The following is a 22,030-nucleotide window of genomic DNA, read 5'->3' as shown; positions in this document are numbered from 1 at the left end:
AAAATATGTCTCGAGGAAAGAAACCCTGATGTCTGAATTCGTCGACCGTCGAAATCTTGATTTCGTCCTGTTTGAAATGCTGGACCTTGATACGCTGCTGACAACGCCGCGCTATGAAGAGCATGATCGTGAGTCCGTCACAGCCATGCTGGATGTTGTCGAAGGTATCGCCGAAACAAATTTCCTGCCGTTCGCGGCCAAACTGGACGCAAACGAGCCGAAATTTGTGGACGGCAAAGTCGAGATCATTCCCGAAGTCGGCGAAGCGCTTTCCGCGCTCGGCGAAACAGGGCTTTTCGCAGCCGGTTTCGACGAAGCGGTTGGCGGGCTTCAGCTGCCATGGGTCGTCACAACAAACATCAATGGCATATTCACCGCGGCAAACCTCTCTGTCGCGAACTATGCCTTCCTCACGGTTGGCGCAGCCAACATGCTGAATACCTTCGGCACAGACGAGCAGAAAGACGCTTATCTGCCGAACATGCTGGCAGGAAAATGGTTCGGCACAATGTGCCTGTCAGAACCTCAAGCCGGCTCGTCGCTTGCGGACATCAAAACCAAAGCGGTGCGCAAGGATGACGGCACGTTCTCTCTCTCCGGTAGCAAGATGTGGATTTCCGGCGGCGATCACGAACTGTCCGACAACATCATCCATATGGTGCTGGCTCGCATTGAAGGCGCACCGGTTGGCACACGCGGCATCTCGCTCTTCATTGTTCCACGCTACCGCCTCAACGAAGCTGGCGAACGCGGCGAATGGAATAATATCGCGCTTGCAGGCCTCAACCACAAAATGGGCCAGCGCGGCACAACAAACTGCCTTCTGAACTTCGGCGAAAGCGGCGAGACGGTCGGTTATCTTCTGGGTGAAGAGAATAAGGGCCTCGCCTGCATGTTCCACATGATGAACGAGGCACGCGTGGGTGTCGGTCAGGCGTCTGTTATGTCCGCACTTGCAGGTTACCTGCACGCGGTCGGCTATGCGCGCGAGCGTCCGCAAGGCCGCCTGGCTGGCGTAAAAGATCAGAGCACACCGCAAGTTCCGATCATAGAGCATACAGACGTACGCCGCATGCTGATGGCGCAAAAGGCAGCCGTTGAGGGCGGCCTTTCGCTTACATCTTATTGCTCGCTATTGGTTGATAAGCAGAAGACGGCAGAAACAGCTGAAGAGCGCGCCGAGTATGACGATCTTCTGGGCCTGCTAACACCGGTCGCGAAAAGCTGGCCGTCGGAACACTGCCTCGAAGCCAATAAATGGGCGATCCAGATCCTCGGTGGATATGGCTATACACGTGATTATCCGGTTGAGCGCCATTATCGCGATAACCGCCTCAACCATATTCACGAAGGCACATTTGGCATTCAGGGACGTGACCTGCTCGGCCGCAAACTGCGTGCCGGTGTTTCCGCGCTTACCCCGCTGCGCAACCAGATTGCCTCAACTATTGAGACAGCACGCGCGCAGGGCCTGAATGCAGAGTGCGATCAGCTGGAAAAGGCACTCGCGTCAGCCGAAAAAGCCATCGAAGCGGTTCGCGGTTGTGACAAGGAAAATCTCAGCCTCGCAAACGCAACGCTTTTCCTCGATGCGTTCGGTACGGTTGTCGTCGCCTGGCTATGGCTATGGCAGGCAAGCGTCGCCAAACAGGCGTCACCTGATGCAGGCTCAAGCGAAGAGACGTTCTACAATGGCAAGATTGCCGCTGCGCAGTACTTCTTCCGCTACGAGCTTTCCAAAGTGGTCAACACGTTTGAACTCGTCGCGAGCCTCGATGACACGTGCGAACTGGCGAGCGCGGATTTCTTCGGCGTCAGCTAAGGCCTTCAGCAATCAGGTCGAAGACCAGCCTTATCCGTTTACTTGTGTGAAGCTCTCTGTGTGTCACCAGCCAGATGGGTATTTCCATAGGCGGAAAGGCTGGCCAGACCTGTTCAAGTTCCGGGAAATAGGTCGCATCGTCTGGCATTAGCAGCCCCACGCCAAGACCACGTCGTGCCAGCTCCAAGCTCACCGGCCCGCTATCTGAGACGACCGGAAAATTAGCGGTCGTGAGTTTCAGCCCGTGTCCGTTAAGAGCTGGCATGAGCGTTTCTGAATTCAGAAACCCCAGAAAATCGAGCTTGTTGAGATCATCGAGTGTTTTCGGGCGGCCAACACGTTCAAGATAGGCTTTTGACGCCATGAGCGTCGCCGTTGTCGTGCGAATAAGTTTGGCGATCAGCTCGGGCTGGGTCGGACGGGCATGCCGGATGGAAATATCCGCTTCGCGCTGGATAAGGTCTGTCAGCTCGTTCGCGGTTGTCACCTCAACCTGAATATCGGGCGCTGTCCGCCTGATCTTGGCGAGCACTTTCGGCAAATGATAGCAGGCCATATTGTGCGTGGAAGCAATGCGCACCGTACCCGCGATGGTCTGTGACTGACCGGATGCCGAGAGCGAAACCCGCATCGCTGCATCATGCATGGCGCGAACATGATGCTGAAGTTCCAGCCCTGCCACTGTGAGTGTCATCACACGCGTACCGCGCTCGAACAATGTCACGCCAAGCTTCTCTTCAAGTGCGCTGACCTGCCGACTAAGCGTAGGCTGGGTCACATTCAGTGCGCGTGCAGCAGCCGAAAGCGATCCCTCTTCGGCTGTCGCCAGAAAGGCGCGAGCCTGATTCCAATCAAAGTCTGCAGCATCCCAATTCATATATTTACGTATAGCAGATCAAAAAATTTCAGCAATTTTCGTATACCAAGTGTCGCATTAAGTTCGCCTCATCGAACAACACCGAATTGGGATGACGGACATGACGACAGCAGCACTGAAAGACGCCCGCTTCTGGGACAACATCGCAGACCAGTATTCCCGCAAGCCAATCGCGGATGAAGAAGCTTATGAAATCAAGCTCTCAATCACCCGGGAATATCTGGCACCGAACGCGCGGATTTTCGAATTCGGCTGCGGCACCGGCTCCACAGCCCTGCGTCATGCACCCTTTGTCGGACACGTCGATGCGACTGACATCTCGCCGGAGATGATCGCCATCGCACAACAGAAAGCGAGAACAGAAAATGTTTCCAATGTTGATTTCCACACTGGCGATATCGCCGAAATGGATGTCGAAGGTGAAAGCTATGATGCCGTTCTTGGCCTCTCCATCCTTCATCTTCTGAAAGACCGGGAAGCGGTGATCCGCAAGGTGCATCACATGCTGAAACCGGGCGGCGTCTTCGTCACCAGCACGGCATGTCTGGGCGACAATCAGAGCTATCTCTCACCGATCCTTTCGCTCATGCGGTGGATCGGTAAGGCGCCCTTTGTCTCGGTCTTCACGCAGGACGATCTCATCAGCCAGCACAATCAGGCAGACTTTCAGATTGTCCATCAATGGCATCCGAAGAAAGACGCTGCGCTCTTCCTGATTGCCCGCAAAATGGAAGACTAATCCAGTTTGGCAGAAAGTGAGGGGTCTTTGTCCTAACGGTTATTGCCGGAATGACGAATAATCAGATCATCAGGAAAACGGACCGCACCGGTCAGACACGAATTCAGGACATGTCAGAAAATGACAAACGCAGGACAACAACGCCAGAAAGACGCAGCCACCCGACGCGTCGTGATGATCGTCTACCCCGACGCTCACATCCTTGACGTTGTCGGCCCACTGGAAGTTCTGACCGGTGCAAAGCTCTTTCTGCCGGAAAACATCAAACCCTATGACGTTCACGTCGTCGCGGAAAAAGCGGGCTCAATCCGTACAACAAGCGGCCTCACCATCGATGCCGATCAGAGCTTTGCGGACGCCGCCATGGACACGGCACCAATCGATACGCTTATGATCGCGGGCGGTCATGGGACAGTTGAGGCGCTCGAACATCAGGACTTGCTAAACTTCGTGCGCCAGGCTGCGCGCCGAGCGGACCGGATTGTATCCATCTGCACCGGCGCAATGATCCTTGCAGAAATCGGCCTTTTGAACGGACGACGCGCAACCACGCACTGGTGGTGGTGCCCGATCCTGAAGTCGAAATATCCTGAGGTCGAGGTAGAGCCGGATGCGATTTATGTGCGTGACGGAAACATCTGGACTTCCGCGGGTGTAACCACAGGCATGGATCTCGCCTTGTCGCTGGTCGAAGCGGACTGGGGGCACGACGTCGCCCTGCAGGTCGCACGCTATAATGTGATGTATATGATGCGGCCTGGCGGGCAGTCTCAATTCAGCGCACACCTGGTGGCGCAAAAGGCCGAAGATCCGGTAATCAATGAAACGCTGAGCTATATTCTGGCTAATCTGACGGACCCGCTCACCGTCACAGCGCTGGCTGCCCGGGCCGCCATGTCCGAACGCACGTTTGCCCGTAAGTTCAAAGACGAAACCGGCGTGACGCCCGCCCATTATGTGGAAGCAGCGCGTGTACAATCTGCACGGGTCGAGCTTGAACAGTCGGATACCGGCGTCGAGCAAATTGCGCTTCATGCGGGCTTCCAGAACGCCGAGCGTATGCGCCGCGCCTTTCAGCGTCATGTCGGTGTATCTGCCGCCGATTACCGGCAGCGATTCCGACCGGTAGGTGCACAGATATTCGCGCCGGATGTCGATAGCTCATGATCAGCTAGACGCCGCTCAAGCGCTGTAAATCCCAAAATTTTCGAACAAAAACAACACTCCAACAGGAGTGGTCAGGAGAGTAGTATGTTTAATTCCAAAGCCTTGAACACAGTTCCCTTTATCATTTCGCTTGCATCCGGCGTAGCGGCTATGAGCTTGATGGCTCCGTCCGCACAGGCGCAGGCTGTACCTTCCGATACCGTCGACGAAATCGCGCTGTTGCCGCGCATTGCTTATGAGCAATTTGCCGGTCATCGCCGCACTTTCGCGCCAGGCGCATACACAAATGAGGACGATACATTCTCTGCGTGGATGGCCATTACCTCAGCCGATGCCGAGCTGGACATGCCCGTTCAAACTGGCCGCGCACACACATCACAGGACGGTGCCATTCTTGGCGGCGAGACGCGGTTTATGTCCGACTTTGTGCTAGGCGGCGTCCTCTCCGTCGGCGAAACAACCGCCGAATTCACGTCGGGCGGACGTTATGCTCTGGAAGGCGGGTCGTTGTCTGTCTACGGCGCATATGACAGCGAAATGCTCGGCCGGATGAGCCTCACCGTCACCCGCGGTGGTCTTCAGCTTGATAACATTTCACGTGCGTCCACAACGCTGACGGATGTCGCCAACGGTACGACAGACACATCCTTCTGGGATGTCGCCTTCTCTGCGCGCTCTTCAGACGAATTCGACATGTTCGAAATCGAGCACGGCATCACGCTCGCGGCGGGTCGTGTTGAAGCGGATGGTTTCCCCGAAACATCCGCGACCGGTACCGCTTTCGCATTCGAAGACCAGGCCTTCAATTACCGCCTCGTCTCTCTCGACGCGACAGCGCGCGGCCCGGAGTGGGCCCTGACTAACGCAGTGACCCTTCGCCCTGTCGCGGATATCGACTGGACCTACCAGTTCGGTGACGATGATTACGGCCTTCAATACCGCACCGTTGGAGCGACAGGCCCGTTCACGACCGTTCGCGCGAATGCACCAGCAGATCACACAGTGGGGCTCGGTTTCGGTGCCGAGCTGACTTTCAACGACACCTGGATGCTGACCGCCCGCTATGCGCGCCAATGGGCTGATGACGTTCACGACAGTGACGCTGCCACGCTGACACTGCGCGCTGTTTTCTAATCTACACACTCAAAGGAATAACCTGATGCAAAAACCTCTTATTCTTCTCAGCCTGCTTGGCAGCCTAGCTGTCACTGCATGTGCAAATACCGGCGCCGCGTATGAGCCGATCGTCGATGGTCCCGTCAGCGAGTCCTACGCAGCTGATCTGGCGAGCTGTCAGCAACTGGCAACCGAGCATGCATACCTCAACGCAAACACACGGACGGATGCCCTGATCGGCGCAGGTATCGGCGCGATTGCGGGCGTCGCAGACGATGAAGTCAGCGATACTGAGGGCGCGGTAGCAGGCGCAGTCGTAGGCGCCATTGCAGGTGCCGGAGCTGGCGCCGCCGAAGTGAATGATGAGCGCAGACAAATCGTTATCGAGTGTCTGCAGGGACGCGGCCACCGCGTGGTTGGCTAAACGGGGCAATCGGGGTCGGCCCATCCGGCTGACCCTGAAAAAGTACGGAGATGGGCAAATGACCGCTTCCCAACCTACTGTTCTGATCGCTGACGCGACCGGCTATCTCGGCAGGCACCTTATTCAGGCTTATGGCGATGCAGGCTACCGCGTTCGCGCACTTGCCCGCTCACCTGAAAAGCTCAGCCAGGCCGGTCTTTTCATTGATGATGTCTTTGCCGCTGAAGCGACGAAGCCTGAAACGCTGAAAGGCTGCTGCGATGGCGTGGACTTTGTGGTGTCCGCACTCGGTATCACCACGCAGAAAGACGGTCTCACCTATGACGAGGTCGACTATCAGGCGAACAGGAACATTCTGGATGAAGCCATTCGCGCGGGCGTCGGCAGGTTTGCCTACATCCATGTTCTGCATGCCGATCATATGCAGGACATCGCCATGGTTCGCGCTAAGTCGAAATTTGCTGCCGAACTGGAAGCGGCCCCCATCGCTTCGACCATTCTATGCCCGAGCGGATTTTACTCCGACCTTGTAGAGTTTGTTGAAATGGCAAAACGCGGCCGGGTCTATCTGGTTGGCGACGGAAAGAGCCGGATGGCACCGATCCACGGCGCAGATATGGCTGCCGTTTGCGTAGAGGCGACACGTCAGGGTCATTCCCGCCTGAATGTTGGCGGCCCGGACACCTACACCCAGAACGAGATCGCGGACCTCGCCTTCAGAGCGCTCAACCGGCCACGCCATATCAGCCATGTGTCACCGAAGCTTGCCAGTTCCGTAGTCAATCTGATGCGCGTTATGGGCATGAGATCAGTCGCTGAACCGGCCTCTTTCTTTCTCCGCGCGTCGCAGATCAACATGACAGCGCCAGCCTACGGCACAGTCTCACTGGATGATCAGTTTCGCGAACACGCATCGATTATCAATTAACTGTGAGGCAATTTGCGGTGATGTAGATGCATCACTAGGTGTCGAACCTAACAATTGCGCTCAAGGGACGAGCATATAAATGAAACACTCCATTCTGCTCAGCGCGGTAGGCCTCTCCTTGGCCGCCGGTCTCTTAGCCGGTTGCGTTGCCCCGCAGGTGTCGCAAGGGACGCTGACCGGAGATGTGCTGATCCGCAATGTAGAGACGGTGTCATTCGAAGGGCCCGAACCGGTTATCCTGCAGGACCAGTTCATTCTGATCGAAGATGGCCGCATCACCCATGTGAGCGACAACGCAGAAGGACTATCAGCCCCCATTGTGATCGACGGCGCGGGCCAGACACTTATTCCCGGCCTCACAGACATGCATGTTCATGTCTGGGATAAAGCAGAGCTTGGCGCTTATCTTGCGCATGGCGTCACGACTGTGCGCAACATGTCCGGCATGCCGTTTCACCTGCAAATGGCCGATCGGATCGAAAGCGGAGAGCTGACGGGCCCACGCCTTTTAACGACCGGCCCTATCCTCAACAGCCCCGGCCCGAACCAGCAGATCAATCACCAAATAGTGGAAACCGCCGAAGAGGCGCGCGACGCCGTGCACTGGCAGTATGAGCAGGGTTTCCGAGATTTAAAGCTCTATTCGAACCTGTCATCCGAAGCCTATCAGGCCATACGCGAGGAGGCCGAAGCACTGGGCATGAGCATCACCGGCCACACGCCAGAAGGTCATCGCTATACCGGTGTTCCGCTTGATCGGGATTTCGACATCTCATTCGATAGCCTGCTTGAGGACCGGTTCCTGACGATCGAACACACGGAGTCCATTGTCTGGCACGGTCTTCGGGGCCTTCATGATGACGACGCGGCCCAACACCTCGCAGACGACATTGCGACATCCGGTATTCCGGTGACGCCAACACTGCTCGCGCACCACAATCTCTATCGTGTTGCGAGCGAAGGCGAAGCCGTCCTGACCCGTACCGGAACCGAATGGCTGAACCCGTTTGTACAGGCCATGGAGGCTGATGTTCACGCCCGCTGGCTGTCTGAACGACCGGAACCGGTCCTGCGGAACGATCTGTTCTATCAACAGATGACAGGCTATCTGCACGAGGCCGGCGTGACTTTGGTTGCCGGCAGCGATGCAGGAATATTCACGAACATTCCGGGCGTCTCTTTGCTGGAAGAGCTGGAGCTTCTGACGGAGAGCGGCCTTTCTCCCTACGAGGCGATCCAGACCGCGACGGTTAATACGGCCAATGTCCTGCAGGAACCAGATCGCGCCTGTCTGCATGACGGCTGCATTGCTGATCTCGTCCTTTACGCCTGCAATCCGGTCAAAGACCTCGCCTGCATTCGGTCACCCGAGACCGTTATTCGCTCGGGACAGGTTTTTGATCGCACCGCACTCGACACCCTTCTGGAGACAGCCGCGCAAACCGACGCGGCGCGTTCCGAAACAAACCTCATGTCCGGCCTCGCCGAACAAACCCTTCAATAATTCCACCATCAGGACCTTACCCACCATGTCTTCCCTGAAGAAACTTCTCGTCCCGATCATCACCGCCGGTGCCTGGTCGCTCCTTTCCAATATCAGCCCCGCATCTGCCCAATCGCAGATGGACTATGTTCTGCAAGGCGAAGGCGAAACGACACTCGTCTTCGAAGCTGGCTTTGGTCAGGACCGCTCTACCTGGGGCCCACTGCTTGAAGCACTTAGCGACGATTACGCTACCCTGACCTATGCGCGCGCAGGTCTTGGAACATCGCCTGCGCCAGATCACCCGCTTACAATGGAAGAGCATAATAGCGATTTGCAAACCCTGCTCTCTGATCTCGGCATCACGTCCGACATCATTCTGGTTGGCCACTCCTATGGCGGCCTGTTGGTGACTGAATTCGCACGCGATCATCTCGATCAGGTTTCAGCGCTTATCCTGATTGATCCATCCATTTTGGAGCAGCGTTCCATGGCCAAAGAAGTCGATGCCGCCCGCATCGCTGCTGATGATGAAATGCTTCTGAGCATGATCCCGCCTCAAATGGGCCGCGAGTATCAGACCCTCGTCGATCAGATGGATGAAGCCGCTGCGACCGTGGCGCCTCTGCCCGCAGACCTGCCTGTGCTGATCTTCACATCCACGGCCACTTATGAAGAGCCATTTGTCTTCGAAGAGACCGACGCGGGGCGCGTACTCTGGCTGCAAGGTCATGCGGATCTGATCGCGCAAAGCCGCAATGCCCGCCATCTCCGCATGCCGGATGTGGGGCATAATATTCAGCTGGATGCCCCTGAAACTGTGGCGCATGAAATTTCAGATTTCATCGTCAGCCTGAACTAAAACATTCCGGACTGGCTGGTTTCACCGGCCAGTCCCTGCCTTTCATACGGTCTATCGGCGAATTCTGCCCCTGCTTTGGCATTCCAAGCTTGCAACCATTGTCTTATCGGTTAGGACAATCCCACAAAAACTAGTCGGATCGTGGGGGTCTGTGAGAAAATGTCTGTGAACTTCAATAGTCAGCTTGAAAATATGGATGGCGTTTATTCTGCGCTGTTCTCCGCCGCGGAGAAAATCTATGGCGTCCTGAAAAAGGGTGAGGGCCTGAAGTTTGCGACCTCTTCAAACGAGTCCGGCGATGACCAGATCGAACTGGACGTCATCGCGGACGAAGCTTTCTTCGAAACACTCAGCAAAGACCCGTTCGTTCGCTACGTTGTGTCCGAAGAACGCCCCGACATGGTCAAAACGTCTGACGGCCCATACAGCGTCGCGCTGGACCCGCTGGACGGCTCAAAATCTGCACTGATCGGCATTCCGTCCGGCGCCATTTTCGGTGTCTGGGAAAATGCCGATGAAGCCAAAGACTTCCACGGCGGCAACATTCTTTCCGGCGGCTTTTTCGTATTCGGTATGAATCTGGAAGTTTACTTCGCAGATGGCGATAAGGCTTATAAAGGCCAGTTCGACGATGCGTCCGGTGAATGGACGCTTCTACCAATCGAAGGCGGCATGCCGTCTGCTGACATTCTGGCGATCAACGGTCAGATGCAGAAAGTCTGGCCGACATGGCTGCAGAATTATGTCTCTGACAATCTGCAAGCGACTGGCGGCAAGAAGCCATACAATATGCGCTGGTTTGCTTCCATGGTCTCCGACATGAAACGCATGGTGCTGCAAGGCGGCCTGTTTGCGTATCCGGGCGCTGACTTCAAAGGCTATGAAACAGGCAAGCTCCGCCTCGTTTATGAAGCCATCCCGATGGCCTTCCTGATCCACGCACTTGGCGGATCATCCACGAATGGCGAGATATCTCTGCTGAAAATGCCGGTCGATAAGCTTCACCAGAAAGTGCCGGTCTTCATTGGCGACAAGGCGAAGATCGAGTCTCTGGAAAGCTACGCCGCTAAAGGCTGATAGCCCGGCCTCACCAAGCCAACCGAAAATCCAACGCCCTTCTTCTGCAGATTCAAGAGAAGGGCTTGCGGCTTAGTACGCAAAAGAGGCATATCCTCCCTCGATATAGCCCGTTTTGCAGTATATATCTTCGCGCACGGCAATACCCGCCTGCGAGGAGGAAAGGCCCCATGACCGAAAATCTTAAAACCATCGAACAGCGCCTTCTCTGGCTGTCTGCATGGATCGTGCACAATGCGAACCATCTGCGCGCCAAGGAAGATGGCGATGTGAAGGTTGGCGGCCACCAGGCAAGCTGCGCGAGCATGGTCTCCATCATGACAGCGCTCTACTACCACACACTGCGCCCTGAAGACCGTGTCGCGGTAAAGCCGCATGCCTCTCCCGTCTTCCATGCCATGCAGTACATTATGGGCAGCCAGACGCTTGAAAAGCTGCAAAACTTTCGCGGCTGGGGCGGCACGCAATCCTATCCAAGCCGCACCAAGGACATTGATGACGTCGATTTCTCAACGGGTTCTGTTGGCCTTGGCGTTGCGGCAACCGCTTTCTCTTCTCTGGTGCAGGATTATCTGGCCGCAAAGTCATGGGCAAAAGATCGCCCGCTTGGCCGCATGGTAGCGCTGGTCGGCGATGCCGAACTTGATGAGGGCAATGTCTATGAATGCCTTCAGGAAGGCTGGAAGCATGACCTTCGCAACACATGGTGGGTGATCGACTATAACCGCCAAAGCCTGGACGGTGTTGTCCGTGAAGGCCTCTGGGAAAAGATCGAAGCCATCTTCACAGCCTTTGGCTGGCGTACAGTCGTTCTGCGCCACGGCGTATTGCAGCGCGCAGCATTCGAAGAGCCGGGCGGCGACATTCTGAAAAAATGGATTCAGGACTGCCCGAACCCTGATTATTCCGCCCTCACCTTCCAGGGCGGCGCGGCATGGCGCAAACGCCTGATGGACGATATCGGTGATCAGGGCGACGTCTCAGACCTCTTGAACAAACGTTCGGATGAAGAGCTGAACACGCTGATGAACAATCTTGGCGGCCAGTGTCTGTCCACGCTGACCGAGGCGTTTGACGCCATTCAAGACGACAAACCAACCGTCTTCCTCGCCTACACAATCAAGGGCTGGCAGACCCCGCTCGCAGGTCACAAAGACAACCATGCCGGCCTTATGAACAAGGCCCAGATGGCCGAGTTTCAGGCGCATATGGGCGTCGCCGAGGGCGAGGAATGGGAGCCACTGGCAACCATTGAGGACAAGGCTGGCGTTGAAGCTTTCCTCAAAGACGTGCCGTTCTTTTCAGAGGGCACACGCCGCTTTACCGCGCCTAAGGTTGAAAGCGCTGGGCCTGTTTTCCTCGACGACCGTGTTCTCTCCACGCAAGCCGGTTTCGGTAAAATCCTTGATGGCATTGCCAAGCGCGATGACCAGCTAACCGAGCGCATTGTCACCACATCGCCAGACGTCACCGTCTCGACCAATCTCGGCCCATGGGTGAACCGCCGCAATCTGTTTGCGCGCAACGAGGTCAGCGACACCTTCCGCGAGCAATCTATCCCTTCGACGCAGAAATGGCAGTTTTCACCTGAAGGCCAGCATTTCGAACTAGGCATTGCAGAGATGAACCTCATGCTGATGCTCGGCTCGCTAGGCCTGTCACACAGTCATTTCGGCGAGCGCCTCATTCCGATTGGTACGGTCTATGACCCGTTCATCAATCGGGGCCTCGATGCGCTGAATTATGCCTGCTATCAGGACGCCCGCTTTATCATTGTCGGCACGCCATCAGGTATTACGCTGGCACCGGAAGGCGGTGCGCACCAGTCGATCGGCACCCAGCTTGTCGGTATGAGTCAGGATGGCCTCGTTTCCTTCGAACCGGCCTATCTGGATGAGCTGTCCATCATTATGGACTGGTCGTTCGACTATCTTCAGCGATCCGGCGAGAACGATCCGGACGAACGCACATGGCTGCGTGATGAAACCGGCGGCTCGGTCTATCTGCGCCTGTCGACCCGACCGGTTGAACAGCTTGGCCTATCCAGTCGCGATGACGAAGAGTTCCGGCGCGGCGTCGTTGATGGCGCTTACTGGCTGCGCAAGCCGGGCCCGAACTGCGAGCTTGTGATTGCCTATCAGGGCGTTGTCGGCCCCGAAGCCATTGAAGCTGCCGGTCGCATCGGTAATGACCGCCGTGATATTGGTGTTCTGGCCGTCACCTCGGCTGACCGTCTGAACTCCGGCTGGACAGCTGCGCGCCGTGCCCGCGCACGTGGCCATAAGGATGCCGTCAGCCAGATCGAACGTCTGATGGGCGACGTCTCACGCGATGCAACTCTGATTACCGTCACGGACGGACATCCTGCTACGCTCGCATGGATTGGCTCCGTTGCAGGCCATATGACAGCGCCGCTTGGCGTGGAACATTTCGGCCAGACGGGCACGATCTCTGATCTCTACAAGCATTTCCAGATCGACGCAGACGCGATTGTAAACGCAGCGAACTATCTGTCAGCTGGGCGACACATCCACCTGCGATAAGTCATTTTCTGCAGCTGTCGCCTTGATGACGTCCGGATTTCACGGAATGCTCTGCAAAGTCGGAGCATTCCGTGGGGCATCACATGAAAAATCTGGTCAAAAGCAAACTCTTCGCTACTGCGTTTTTAGCAGCTGGAATCGCTGGCGGCGCGCACGCTCAGGACTGTCCATTTCCCTACACGGATCAAGATTACAATCTTTCCGCCTATAACGAGGCGCTGTCCTTTGAGTGGCTCAGGGAGAACGAAGGCCAGACCGTTTTCATCAATAGCGTATTCGATTTTTCAGAGAGCGTTGCGGAGAATTATGACGTTCTGGCCGGATACCCGCTCTATGACTCATCCGATATCTTCGTGGCGCCGCTTTCCGAGATTACATTTCCGTTTCCGACGGTCGATTGGGAGGCAGGCCAAATAGCGCCCAACTATATCCGTTTCATGGGGCCGGAAGACGATGACATTGATGCCTATTCGATGGGAATTCTGTACCTCAATGTGAGCGGCTTCTACGCGGTCAGCATCGGGTCGTCAGACAATGAAACGACGCTTCTGACGCTTGAGGAAGTCGATATAGAAGCGGACATCGCCGCAACCTGTCGCCAGCAGTTTGATGTGCGCGCACCTGACCAGAGCTAGTTCGCCTGCCTCTATTGAAGCTGCTGGCAGACATGCGCCCCTGGTTCATTCGCGCAAAAATCGGGTGGGCCTGTTTCCTGCCAGTAGGTGAGAAGACCAACACGATCTACGATTCCGGTAAATCTTGGCGAGCGGCGGATTTCGGCAATTACCGGATCAAACAGCACGACAAAATTCACAAACCGCTGTGCGTTTGTTTCCGTGTCGGCGACATCCAGTATGGCCTCCATATTTCCCGTGACCTGCATGAGCGAGACGACCATGAATGCAGGCGCGCCTGCTTCATAAGCGTCCAGTAACTGTTCACTGAAGGCGGCGCGGTCTTCATCGCTTCCCTGTGCGGCAGCAGCGCCCAACATGAAGAGTTCGCATCCGGATGCGAAGGGACATTGCGACTGCCAGTCCTCCAGCGCAGCAAAGTCCCCGCGGCGTAAATAGGCAAACCATTTTGCGTACCAGATTATGGGCGTATCGAAGCCGAGTTCGTCCCAGAGGAAATTCAACTCTTCTTCTCCGCGCGCGGCATTTCCGAAAAAGAAATGCGTCATGGCCCGCTCGTTGAGCGCGGGCGGTGCGCCCGGTTCCAGCTCGAGCGCAAGATCGGTTAATTCAAGTGAACGGTTCAGATATCCGGCCTCACGGAAATGACCGGCAGTCCACAGCGTAATGGTGGCATTGTCAGGATCGGACGCCATCGCATCTTCAAAGATTTCGCGAGCCAGAGGCCACTCACCGCGACGCTCTGCAATCTCTCCCATAAGCGTGCGCGGCTGAACCAGTTCCGGATCCAGGCGCAGAGCGCGGTCTGCTGCAAGAAGCGCCTGATCAAGCGATTCTTCCAGATCGACTTCGTCTGTATAGGTCGGCAAGGTTCCATATGCCGAGGCCAGCGCAGCCCAGGCTTCAGCGAAATCCGGATCACGATCGACTGCAGCCCGGAAGTTCTGGATAGCGCGCCGGTTCGCATCTGCGCCGCGCTGTTCCCACAGAGCCATTCCGCGCTCATAGAGGTCCAACGCCGATGCATCTTCGCTCAATGGCGGACCTGATGCCTCAACTTCCTCACGACCGGACAGATAGCCGCTAATATTCACGGCCAGCAAAATGACAATGACGATCCCGGCTATGATCAGTGCCAGTCGGGACCCGGGGCCTTCCCTTTTGATACTATCTGTCGCTTCGGCAGGCGTGCCCGTACCGCGTGACGCAATCCAGCGATCAAGCTCACCCGGAAACGCATACACCGTGCTTTTGGCTTCATGGACCTGTCGATGGACGGGGAGGTTTTCTTCAGCTTCCCAACGACGGGCCGTACGCTCGCTACAGCTAAGATGCGCAGCGATCCGCTTCCAGCCTACGAGTCGACTGGATGTATCTGATGATGGTTCAGCGTTGGTCACAGGGTCATACTCGGTAAATCTGGAAAACTTGCAAGATATCAGATGCGGACATGTGGCCAAACGCGGTCATGACCGGGCCAGTCACGGCTATGGCCGCGCCGCTAATTGAGCTTACTCATCCCTATGCAGCAACGTCACCGAAACAGTTTCGGGAGACCTATCATGCGACCATTTCCTCACGCCCATTACTATGTCGGCGCCCTGCTCATCATGACATTCGCCGCGTTCTGGCCGTCATACTTCAGCACATTCACCACAGCATCCTTCGCCCATCATCTACACGGTATGACGGCGACAGCCTGGATGGTTTTGCTGATGACACAAAACTGGACCATCCATCACAAACACCGACGCGCTCACATCATTTCAGGTTGGGCGAGCCTCGCACTGGTGCCCGCGTTTACGGCCGGCGGTTTTCTCACCATGCAGGTAATGACTGCAGAGAATAACCCGTTTCTGCAAATGTACGGCTTCCGCCTTGCCAGCGTAGATATTCTCGCTGCGCTTTGCTTTTGCGCCTTCTTCGCGCTCGCCCTGAAGAACCGTCGCAATCAACACCTTCATGCACGCTACATGCTGTCGACCATTCTGATCCTTCCGGTTCCAGTCGTGGCGCGCTTCTTCATGAACTATGTGCCGGGCTATCTGGTACGCGGCCCTGAAGACCTTCCGAACTTTGGTCGCTCTGTTGAAGTTGCCATCGTGATTTCAGTCATTTTCGTCGGCGTTCTTATCCTGCGCGACGTCCTGAATAAGAAACCTGTCCTGCCGTTCACGCTGGCGCTCGCAGCCTCTCTTCTCAGCTATAGCGGCTATTTTACATGGGCCATGATTGACGACTGGCATCAGATCGCGTTGGCTTACGGAGCCCTTTCTCCATGGATTGCGGCCGCAATCGGTACAGCTGTGGGCATCGCGACCGGCCTGATCGGCTGGTATTCCGGAAAACCAGCGCGAAAGCCGATTTCGACCTCGGCAAAGTTGGATGAACTTCAACCGACACAGGCCTGACCGTTAAAGACAGACCGGGCCGTGTTTGGGACGCCGCGGCCCGGTCGGAGGGCAGAACAGCAAGAGCGGGCTTATAAACATTCGCCGCATGGACAGGGTTCACGATTTCGCTTCAATGTCGGCCTGACAACTAAATCGAGGCTTCACTATGCGCGCTCTCCTACTTCCATCTCTCATGCTGGCGCTGGCAGCTTGCACAACAACTGGCCCCGCCGCAGATGACTTTGAGTATTCGGCCGGAACAGCATGGGTCGCGTTTGATGATGGCTGGGATGCAGAAGCAGAGGCGGTGTACGCCGAAGCCACATCTTTCGTGCAGTCCTACACCGCCGCAAACCCGGATACAGGCTGGGCCGTGGTTCTCGACCTCGACGAAACCGTCATGAACAATGTCGAATATCAGCTGCGCCGGGAGCGCCTCGGTCTCGGCTACACGCCTGAGAGCTGGTATGAGTGGACACAGGAAGAAGACGCAACACTTGTGCCGGGCGTCGAAGCCTTCCTCAATACGGTGAACACGCTTGGCGGACATGTTGCCTTCATCACCAACCGGTCCGACCGTGAACAGCTCGCGACCGAGAACAATCTGGCAGACCTTGGCCTTGTTCGCGGTGACGATTTCCAGATTCTCATGACCCGTGCCCGCCCGAATGGCGTCAGCGTAAAAGACGAACGCTATGCGCTGATAACGCCTATGCTTGCTGCACAAGGCTATCCGGATGTCGAAGTGATCGCATATCTCGGTGATAATATCGGCGACAAACCGGAAACCGAAGGTGAGTGGACATTCTTCTGCATTGATCAGGGCGCAATGTATGGCGACCCCTGCGCAGCAGTTCCGGGCCCGGGCCAGTAAAAGCAGTCAGCGCAGGCCACCGGAAATCCGGCAAGCTGCGCTGATGGCTTAGGGGAGGAAATGTAAGATGGGCCCGGAGGCCAGTTGGGCAATTAGCCTCCGGGGCATGAATGTCTGCGCGTGCGTCCCTTCACCTGCAAAGCATCCAGAACGCAAATTGCCATGCTGCCCGAAGCCCCACCATCCCCTGAATGGGGGATAGCCGCAAAACAGGAGAATCGTCGTCTCACCTGAAAAGGGGAGGTATTTTCTCAAATTACGACGTATGCTGTCCCCCTATTGAGTTGTGTGTGGGGCGCAATGGCCAGTTCAAGAACCAATATTCCGCCGTTTTTGCATCTGATTGCGCTTGTCGTTATCGGCGCACTCGCCTTCTTCGGATTTCTGATTTTCGGGCTTCAGCCATCTGATGGCTGGACGTGGGATGTCTCTCAATGGCGTCCGCTCACGATGATCAGCGGATATATGTGGTCAGAACTTCTGACCGGCCTCATCGCATATATGATCTCGGCATGGGTGTGGTCACTTAAGCCGACACATCCATCTGCCTGCCTGTTTGCAGCCAGCGGTTTGATGACGCTGATTTTTTGCTTCGCGGCGACGGCAAGTCAGGTCGCGATCCCAATCTCCGAAAGCACATTCTGGTTCTTTGCCTATCTGAACATGGCCGGCGCATCCGGGTTCGGCATTGTGATGATCTGCCTGTTCCTGATCTATCCCTCCAGACTACCGGCCTGGCGATTTCTCACCGGCGCAGCAGTGCTCGGTTTTGGTGGCTGGACACTCGCCAGCATGTTCGGGCCTTTAAAGAGCTATTCTAACGTTCAGCTGATCACGCTGTGCGAAATGATCCTTATCATTGTCGCTGTGATCTGGCAGGTCTGGGCGACAAGACATGACCCGCGACAGCGGGCAATTGCGGTCTGGCTTGGTGTTGCCACTATTCTTGGCTCGGGCGGGTTCATCTTCACGGTTGCCGCGCCGAGCGCTATCGGTCTGCCGGCGCTTATCCCCGCACCCTACGCGTTTGCGTTTTTCCTGCTGATCTATTTTGGCCTAGCCGTCGGCTTGATGCGGTATCGCCTGTTTGACCTTGGCATCTGGGCCTACCGTCTGGGCTTTTACGTCTCTGCTGCCGTTCTGATGATCGTGATCGATATCGCGCTGGTGAGCTTTCTCTCATTTGATTCTGCCGAAGCGATTGGCATATCTCTGCTCATCACAGCGCTTGTTTACCTGCCACTTCGCGATTTCATCTGGCGTAAGTTCGTCGCGGGACAGTCACAGACCGATATGCAGGTCTTCTCCCGCGTTTTGGGCGCCGCGCTTGAAGCTAACAGCAAGCGCCGGGCGGAGAATTGGCAAACCCTTCTGAAGAACCATTTCCACGCACTAGAAGTCACGCCGGTTGAGACAAAAGCGCATGATGTCGAGATCGGCTCGGAAGGATTATCGCTCTACATTCCACCGGTCCGAGATGCCACCGCCCTGCAAATTGACTATCCGCAAAACGGACGCGCGCTCTTCTCACCGGATGATGTCGCCTTCGCGCGCCATATTGTTCAGCTCATGCAATATGCCGGCGAAAGCCGTGACGCCTATGACCGCGGCGTCGCCGAAGAACGCACACGCATTGCCCGCGATATTCATGACAATATCGGCGCGCAGCTTATGCGGGCGCTACATTCAGAACGTACTGATCGCAAAGACACGATGATCCGGGAAACGCTGGCTGACCTACGCGATGTCATCAACAATGCTCAAAGCCAGGCCCTGCCTCTGGATGATGTCCTTGCCGACCTGCGCGCAGAAACCGCTGACAGGCTGGAACCTCATAATATCACGCTCGACTGGACACTGGACGCAACGGCGGACGACACGCTTATGCCGGGCAAAGTCCACGCGCTCCGCTCCTTCATTCGCGAGGCTGCGAGCAATGTCATCAAACACTCGAACGCAGATGCCCTCACCGTGAAGATCGACGTTCAACCGGAAGAGCTGCACCTCATCATCACCGATAACGGCACCGGCTTCGACATTGAAACCGTCACGCTCGGACAAGGACTTGGAAACATGAAAGCCCGTGTCGAAGGACTTGGCGGCCAGTTTTCAATGCGCACCCACTCACCAGGCGTCAGCCTCATTGCCATTCTTCCAAGGGAGACCGTCACATCATGAAGAAAGCCCTCATCGTCGAAGACGTCACCGAGACCCGAAAATGGCTGCGCGAAGTCACCGAAAACTGTTTTGAAGGATGCGACGTCTACGAGACAAAAAATGTCCGCGAAGCGCTATTCTCGATCAAAGGCCATGATTTTGATCTCGCCTTGGTAGACCTCGGCCTGCCGGACGGGTCGGGCATCGATGTTGTTCAGAAACTGGCTGCCTGCGAGCATGATGTGATGATCATCGTCGCGACCGTTATGGGCGATGATGCCTCGGTGGTCGGCGCGATCTCGGCAGGTGCGAACGGCTATCTGCTCAAAGATTCGCCGCCAGATGTATTCGAGCGCCAGCTTCGCCAGATCGAACAGGGCATTCCGGCGCTTTCACCGTCCATTGCGCGGCGCATTCTCGACCATTTCCGCACAACGGCCGAACCGGAACAACCGGATGCCAACCTCACCCCGCGCGAACGCGATGTGCTCGGGCTAATCGGACGCGGACTGCGCAACGCGGATGCCGCCAAAGCGCTCGGTCTCACAGAGAGCACCATCGCGAGCCATATCAAGTCGATCTATATGAAGCTTGGCATTTCATCGCGCGCCGAGGCAGCCCTTCAAGCAGCCCGCCTCGGCCTCACGAAATAGGTCTATTCCAGCGGCTCGGCGAAACCTGACGCAACATAACGCGATACGTCTTCGATTTCGTCCGCCGTCAGAATGGCGTTCATAGCTGGCATTTCAATGCCGCCTTCAACAACGCGCTGACGGATCGCGGCGACATCGTTCAAGCCGGTAATCGCTGGCGGACCGCCCGGAATGCCACCGCCATTATCACCGTGGCATACCGCGCAATAATCACCGAACACCGCGCCGCCTGCGAGAAGCGTTTCTGACTCGAAAACCGGATGAAGCACAGCTCTGTCCGCGGTCTCCCTATCGACTTCACCCGGAGTGAAGGCTGGTATTTCGCCCTCATCCACCAGACGCAAAGCAACGAACTCGGACGGATGCTCAGCCGAAGCAACGGCCGTGACGATGTATTGATGACCTTCATGCTGATACGTCATCGGGCCACCGCTGACGCGCTCGGGCATTTCGATTTCAGCAACGACCTCGCCCGTGTCTTTGTCATACGCCCGGAAGATCGGACCACCCGGATCACCGGAGAGGTTTCCTGACTCAGCCAGAAACAGAAGCTCGGCAGTAACGAGCGGCACAGGTCGCGCGCCAAACTGGCCCATATTGTCAAAATCGAGGTCCAGGCCTTCCAGGGCCGGATGGTTTCTGATCCAGTCCGGCGCACCGCCGATAGATCGCGACCAGTCGTGAAGACCGGTATTCATGTTGGTCGCCGTCACCGTCGCATAAGGCGGTTTGGTGATCGGAAGCCCCTGCGGCCCCGGCACACGGCCTGTTGGCATGCGCAGATAATCCCAGTTGGTCAGGCTTTCATCTGCGGTTCCAAGAGAGGCAACGAAGGCGCCGGTCCGAACCGGTACGAACATCTGACCTGTTTCAGGATCAAACGCCGCGCCATTCCAGTTAGCGCCGCCGCCATAGTTCGGTTCAACCCATGTGCCTTGCGTGCCGCCTTCAATGATCGGGGTTGGCGGCGTGTAGATCGGCCCGCGCACATAGCGCTCTGCGATCTCCAGCGCTTCGGCGCGTAGCTCCGGCGTAAAATCGATCAGATTATCTTCGTCATAGCCGTGCGGCACATAATATTCCGGCAAAGTCGGAAATGGCTGGGTCGGCGATGTGCGCTCACCCGGTACGTCAGACTGCGGAACAGCGCGCTCTTCAATCGGCCAGACCGGCTCACCCGTCACCCGATTGAACACAAAGCTCATACCCTGCTTGGTGAGCTGGGTGACGGCAGGAATGATCTCGCCATTGAGTTCAATGTCATGCAGGATTGGCGCGGCAGGCGGATCATAATCCCAGACACCATGGTGCACGATCTGGAAGTGCCAGACGCGTTCGCCAGTGCGCCCATCAAGACAGACAATCGACTGGCTGAACAGGTTATCGCCCAGCCTGTGCCCGCCGTAAAAGTCATGGCTCGGCGCTTCAATCGGCAGATAGATCAGCTCGCGCTCGGTATCGACACTGATCATGGACCAGACGCCGGTATTGCCGGTGTAGCGCCAGCTTTCATTTTCCCATGTTTCATCCCCGAATTCACCAGGCTGCGGGATTGTATGGAACGTCCATAGGAGCTCGCCAGTGCGCACATCAAATCCGCGAATATGGCCGGGCGTTGCCTCCATATTCTGAGGCGTGATATCTGCAACCATCTGGGCGACAACAACATCACCGACAACGGCCGCAGGAGATGATGAGCCGACGAATGGCGCTTCTTCTCCATCAGGACGTAGATTGTCCCGCAGATAAATCATGCCATTCTCGCCAAAGTCCGGATCGACCTCACCGGTTTCGGGATTGATAGAGATCAGGCGGCCGTCCCGTGTATTGTGAAACAGGCGGGCTTCAGTGCCGTCGGTCCAGTAGGAAACAGCCCGGCTGGTGATGGCTTCACCGCGCCCACGGATCACGCGTGGCTCGGGTGTAAACATCCAGAGCTCTTCGCCTGTAGCCGGATCAAGCGCGACGACCTGATTCACCCCCACAGGCGCATAGAGCACACCGTCCACATAGATAGGCGTTGCCTTCATATTCGTGTCAGGCCGCGTTTCCCATGGCGGCGCATCCCAGCGCCACGCCACCTGCAGTTCGCCGACATTTTCAGCATTGATCTGATCTAGCGGGGAATAGCGCGTGTAATCCGGATCACCGCCCCATGTCAGCCATTCACCATTATAGACCGTGTTATCTATTGATGCCGATGTAGCGCGCGTTTCGAGATCAGGCACCGCGCAGCTGGCCAGCGCCAAGACTGATACTGACAGACATAAGACCCGCATG

General features: G+C 56.4%; 18 protein-coding genes. 15 read left to right on the top strand and 3 right to left on the bottom strand.

The window, feature by feature from the left end:
- Positions 1-28 precede the first annotated feature (28 nt).
- On the top strand, positions 29-1,822 hold the full coding sequence (locus P1U45_RS05415) for an acyl-CoA dehydrogenase (protein ID WP_301057968.1): 1,794 nt from the start codon (positions 29-31) through the stop codon (positions 1,820-1,822).
- Here the strand turns inward: P1U45_RS05415 and P1U45_RS05410 are convergent.
- Positions 1,815-2,699 (bottom strand): LysR family transcriptional regulator, encoded by an 885-nt coding sequence (locus P1U45_RS05410; protein WP_301057966.1) that lies wholly within the window; start codon positions 2,697-2,699, stop codon positions 1,815-1,817. The two genes, P1U45_RS05415 and P1U45_RS05410, sit on opposite strands and share 8 nt — an antisense overlap.
- Positions 2,700-2,799: 100 nt before the next feature.
- Between P1U45_RS05410 and P1U45_RS05405 the strand changes: the two genes are divergently transcribed.
- The 10 genes from P1U45_RS05405 to P1U45_RS05360 all read left to right on the top strand — a co-directional run bounded on the left by P1U45_RS05405 (position 2,800) and on the right by P1U45_RS05360 (position 13,673).
- Entirely contained in the window at positions 2,800-3,438 is a 639-nt protein-coding gene (locus P1U45_RS05405) for a class I SAM-dependent methyltransferase (RefSeq protein ID WP_301057964.1), read from the top strand.
- Between the two features lie 120 nt (positions 3,439-3,558).
- Complete coding sequence (locus P1U45_RS05400) at positions 3,559-4,605, top strand: GlxA family transcriptional regulator (protein ID WP_301057962.1); 1,047 nt, start codon at positions 3,559-3,561, stop codon at positions 4,603-4,605.
- A gap of 84 nt (positions 4,606-4,689) precedes the next feature.
- The gene (locus tag P1U45_RS05395) at positions 4,690-5,739 is read left to right on the top strand and encodes an autotransporter outer membrane beta-barrel domain-containing protein (RefSeq protein WP_301057960.1); all 1,050 of its coding nucleotides are present in this window, start codon (positions 4,690-4,692) and stop codon (positions 5,737-5,739) included.
- 25 nt (positions 5,740-5,764) lie between these two features.
- The gene (locus P1U45_RS05390; protein WP_301057958.1) at positions 5,765-6,145 is read left to right on the top strand and encodes a glycine zipper family protein; all 381 of its coding nucleotides are present in this window, start codon (positions 5,765-5,767) and stop codon (positions 6,143-6,145) included.
- Positions 6,146-6,203: 58 nt separating this feature from the next.
- Positions 6,204-7,073 (top strand): SDR family oxidoreductase, encoded by an 870-nt coding sequence (locus P1U45_RS05385; RefSeq protein WP_301057956.1) that lies wholly within the window; start codon positions 6,204-6,206, stop codon positions 7,071-7,073.
- A gap of 79 nt (positions 7,074-7,152) precedes the next feature.
- Positions 7,153-8,577 carry an amidohydrolase family protein gene (locus P1U45_RS05380; protein WP_301057953.1) on the top strand — a complete coding sequence of 475 codons (1,425 nt, stop codon included), beginning with the start codon at positions 7,153-7,155 and terminating at the stop codon, positions 8,575-8,577.
- 25 nt (positions 8,578-8,602) lie between these two features.
- The gene (locus tag P1U45_RS05375; protein WP_301057951.1) at positions 8,603-9,418 is read left to right on the top strand and encodes an alpha/beta hydrolase; all 816 of its coding nucleotides are present in this window, start codon (positions 8,603-8,605) and stop codon (positions 9,416-9,418) included.
- Between the two features lie 159 nt (positions 9,419-9,577).
- Positions 9,578-10,495, top strand: coding sequence for a hypothetical protein (locus P1U45_RS05370; protein ID WP_301057949.1), 918 nt, complete (start codon positions 9,578-9,580; stop codon positions 10,493-10,495).
- Positions 10,496-10,665: 170 nt separating this feature from the next.
- Positions 10,666-13,038 (top strand): transketolase, encoded by a 2,373-nt coding sequence (locus P1U45_RS05365; RefSeq protein ID WP_301057948.1) that lies wholly within the window; start codon positions 10,666-10,668, stop codon positions 13,036-13,038.
- Positions 13,039-13,121: 83 nt separating this feature from the next.
- The gene (locus P1U45_RS05360) at positions 13,122-13,673 is read left to right on the top strand and encodes a hypothetical protein (RefSeq protein WP_301057946.1); all 552 of its coding nucleotides are present in this window, start codon (positions 13,122-13,124) and stop codon (positions 13,671-13,673) included.
- A gap of 11 nt (positions 13,674-13,684) precedes the next feature.
- On the opposite strand, the gene P1U45_RS05355 is transcribed toward P1U45_RS05360, so the two are convergent.
- Positions 13,685-15,073, bottom strand: coding sequence for a hypothetical protein (locus tag P1U45_RS05355; RefSeq protein WP_301057944.1), 1,389 nt, complete (start codon positions 15,071-15,073; stop codon positions 13,685-13,687).
- A 162-nt stretch (positions 15,074-15,235) separates the two neighbouring features.
- Between P1U45_RS05355 and P1U45_RS05350 the strand changes: the two genes are divergently transcribed.
- From P1U45_RS05350 to P1U45_RS05335, 4 genes are all read left to right on the top strand, one after another.
- Entirely contained in the window at positions 15,236-16,084 is an 849-nt protein-coding gene (locus P1U45_RS05350; protein ID WP_301057942.1) for a hypothetical protein, read from the top strand.
- 148 nt (positions 16,085-16,232) lie between these two features.
- Entirely contained in the window at positions 16,233-16,940 is a 708-nt protein-coding gene (locus tag P1U45_RS05345; RefSeq protein WP_301057940.1) for an HAD family acid phosphatase, read from the top strand.
- A 300-nt stretch (positions 16,941-17,240) separates the two neighbouring features.
- Positions 17,241-19,118, top strand: coding sequence for an ATP-binding protein (locus P1U45_RS05340; RefSeq protein ID WP_301057938.1), 1,878 nt, complete (start codon positions 17,241-17,243; stop codon positions 19,116-19,118).
- Complete coding sequence (locus P1U45_RS05335) at positions 19,115-19,750, top strand: response regulator transcription factor (RefSeq protein ID WP_022693887.1); 636 nt, start codon at positions 19,115-19,117, stop codon at positions 19,748-19,750. The genes P1U45_RS05340 and P1U45_RS05335 overlap by 4 nt, the downstream gene beginning before the upstream one ends.
- Before the next feature lie 2 nt (positions 19,751-19,752).
- On the opposite strand, the gene P1U45_RS05330 is transcribed toward P1U45_RS05335, so the two are convergent.
- Complete coding sequence (locus P1U45_RS05330; protein WP_301057934.1) at positions 19,753-22,029, bottom strand: PQQ-binding-like beta-propeller repeat protein; 2,277 nt, start codon at positions 22,027-22,029, stop codon at positions 19,753-19,755.
- Position 22,030 lies beyond the last annotated feature (1 nt).

It is taken from the genome of Ponticaulis sp. (genome assembly GCF_029210165.1).
Taxonomy (GTDB): Bacteria; Pseudomonadota; Alphaproteobacteria; order Caulobacterales; family Hyphomonadaceae; genus Ponticaulis.
Note: the sequence above shows the minus strand (reverse complement) of the source record. Positions and strands in the feature narration are given on the sequence as shown.

Bases quoted from the DNA above. Each gene is read 5' to 3' on its own strand.
- P1U45_RS05395 (WP_301057960.1), top strand. From the start codon at position 4,690: ATGTTTAATTCCAAAGCCTTGAACACAGTTCCCTTTATCATTTCGCTT.
- P1U45_RS05385 (WP_301057956.1), top strand. From the start codon at position 6,204: ATGACCGCTTCCCAACCTACTGTTCTGATCGCTGACGCGACCGGCTAT.
- P1U45_RS05370 (WP_301057949.1), top strand. From the start codon at position 9,578: ATGTCTGTGAACTTCAATAGTCAGCTTGAAAATATGGATGGCGTTTAT.
- P1U45_RS05335 (WP_022693887.1), top strand. From the start codon at position 19,115: ATGAAGAAAGCCCTCATCGTCGAAGACGTCACCGAGACCCGAAAATGG.
- P1U45_RS05390 (WP_301057958.1), top strand. From the start codon at position 5,765: ATGCAAAAACCTCTTATTCTTCTCAGCCTGCTTGGCAGCCTAGCTGTC.
- P1U45_RS05340 (WP_301057938.1), top strand. From the start codon at position 17,241: ATGGCCAGTTCAAGAACCAATATTCCGCCGTTTTTGCATCTGATTGCG.
- P1U45_RS05415 (WP_301057968.1), top strand. From the start codon at position 29: ATGTCTGAATTCGTCGACCGTCGAAATCTTGATTTCGTCCTGTTTGAA.
- P1U45_RS05345 (WP_301057940.1), top strand. From the start codon at position 16,233: ATGCGCGCTCTCCTACTTCCATCTCTCATGCTGGCGCTGGCAGCTTGC.
- P1U45_RS05330 (WP_301057934.1), bottom strand. From the start codon at position 22,029: ATGCGGGTCTTATGTCTGTCAGTATCAGTCTTGGCGCTGGCCAGCTGC.
- P1U45_RS05365 (WP_301057948.1), top strand. From the start codon at position 10,666: ATGACCGAAAATCTTAAAACCATCGAACAGCGCCTTCTCTGGCTGTCT.
- P1U45_RS05375 (WP_301057951.1), top strand. From the start codon at position 8,603: ATGTCTTCCCTGAAGAAACTTCTCGTCCCGATCATCACCGCCGGTGCC.
- P1U45_RS05380 (WP_301057953.1), top strand. From the start codon at position 7,153: ATGAAACACTCCATTCTGCTCAGCGCGGTAGGCCTCTCCTTGGCCGCC.
- P1U45_RS05350 (WP_301057942.1), top strand. From the start codon at position 15,236: ATGCGACCATTTCCTCACGCCCATTACTATGTCGGCGCCCTGCTCATC.
- P1U45_RS05400 (WP_301057962.1), top strand. From the start codon at position 3,559: ATGACAAACGCAGGACAACAACGCCAGAAAGACGCAGCCACCCGACGC.
- P1U45_RS05405 (WP_301057964.1), top strand. From the start codon at position 2,800: ATGACGACAGCAGCACTGAAAGACGCCCGCTTCTGGGACAACATCGCA.
- P1U45_RS05360 (WP_301057946.1), top strand. From the start codon at position 13,122: ATGAAAAATCTGGTCAAAAGCAAACTCTTCGCTACTGCGTTTTTAGCA.
- P1U45_RS05410 (WP_301057966.1), bottom strand. From the start codon at position 2,699: ATGAATTGGGATGCTGCAGACTTTGATTGGAATCAGGCTCGCGCCTTT.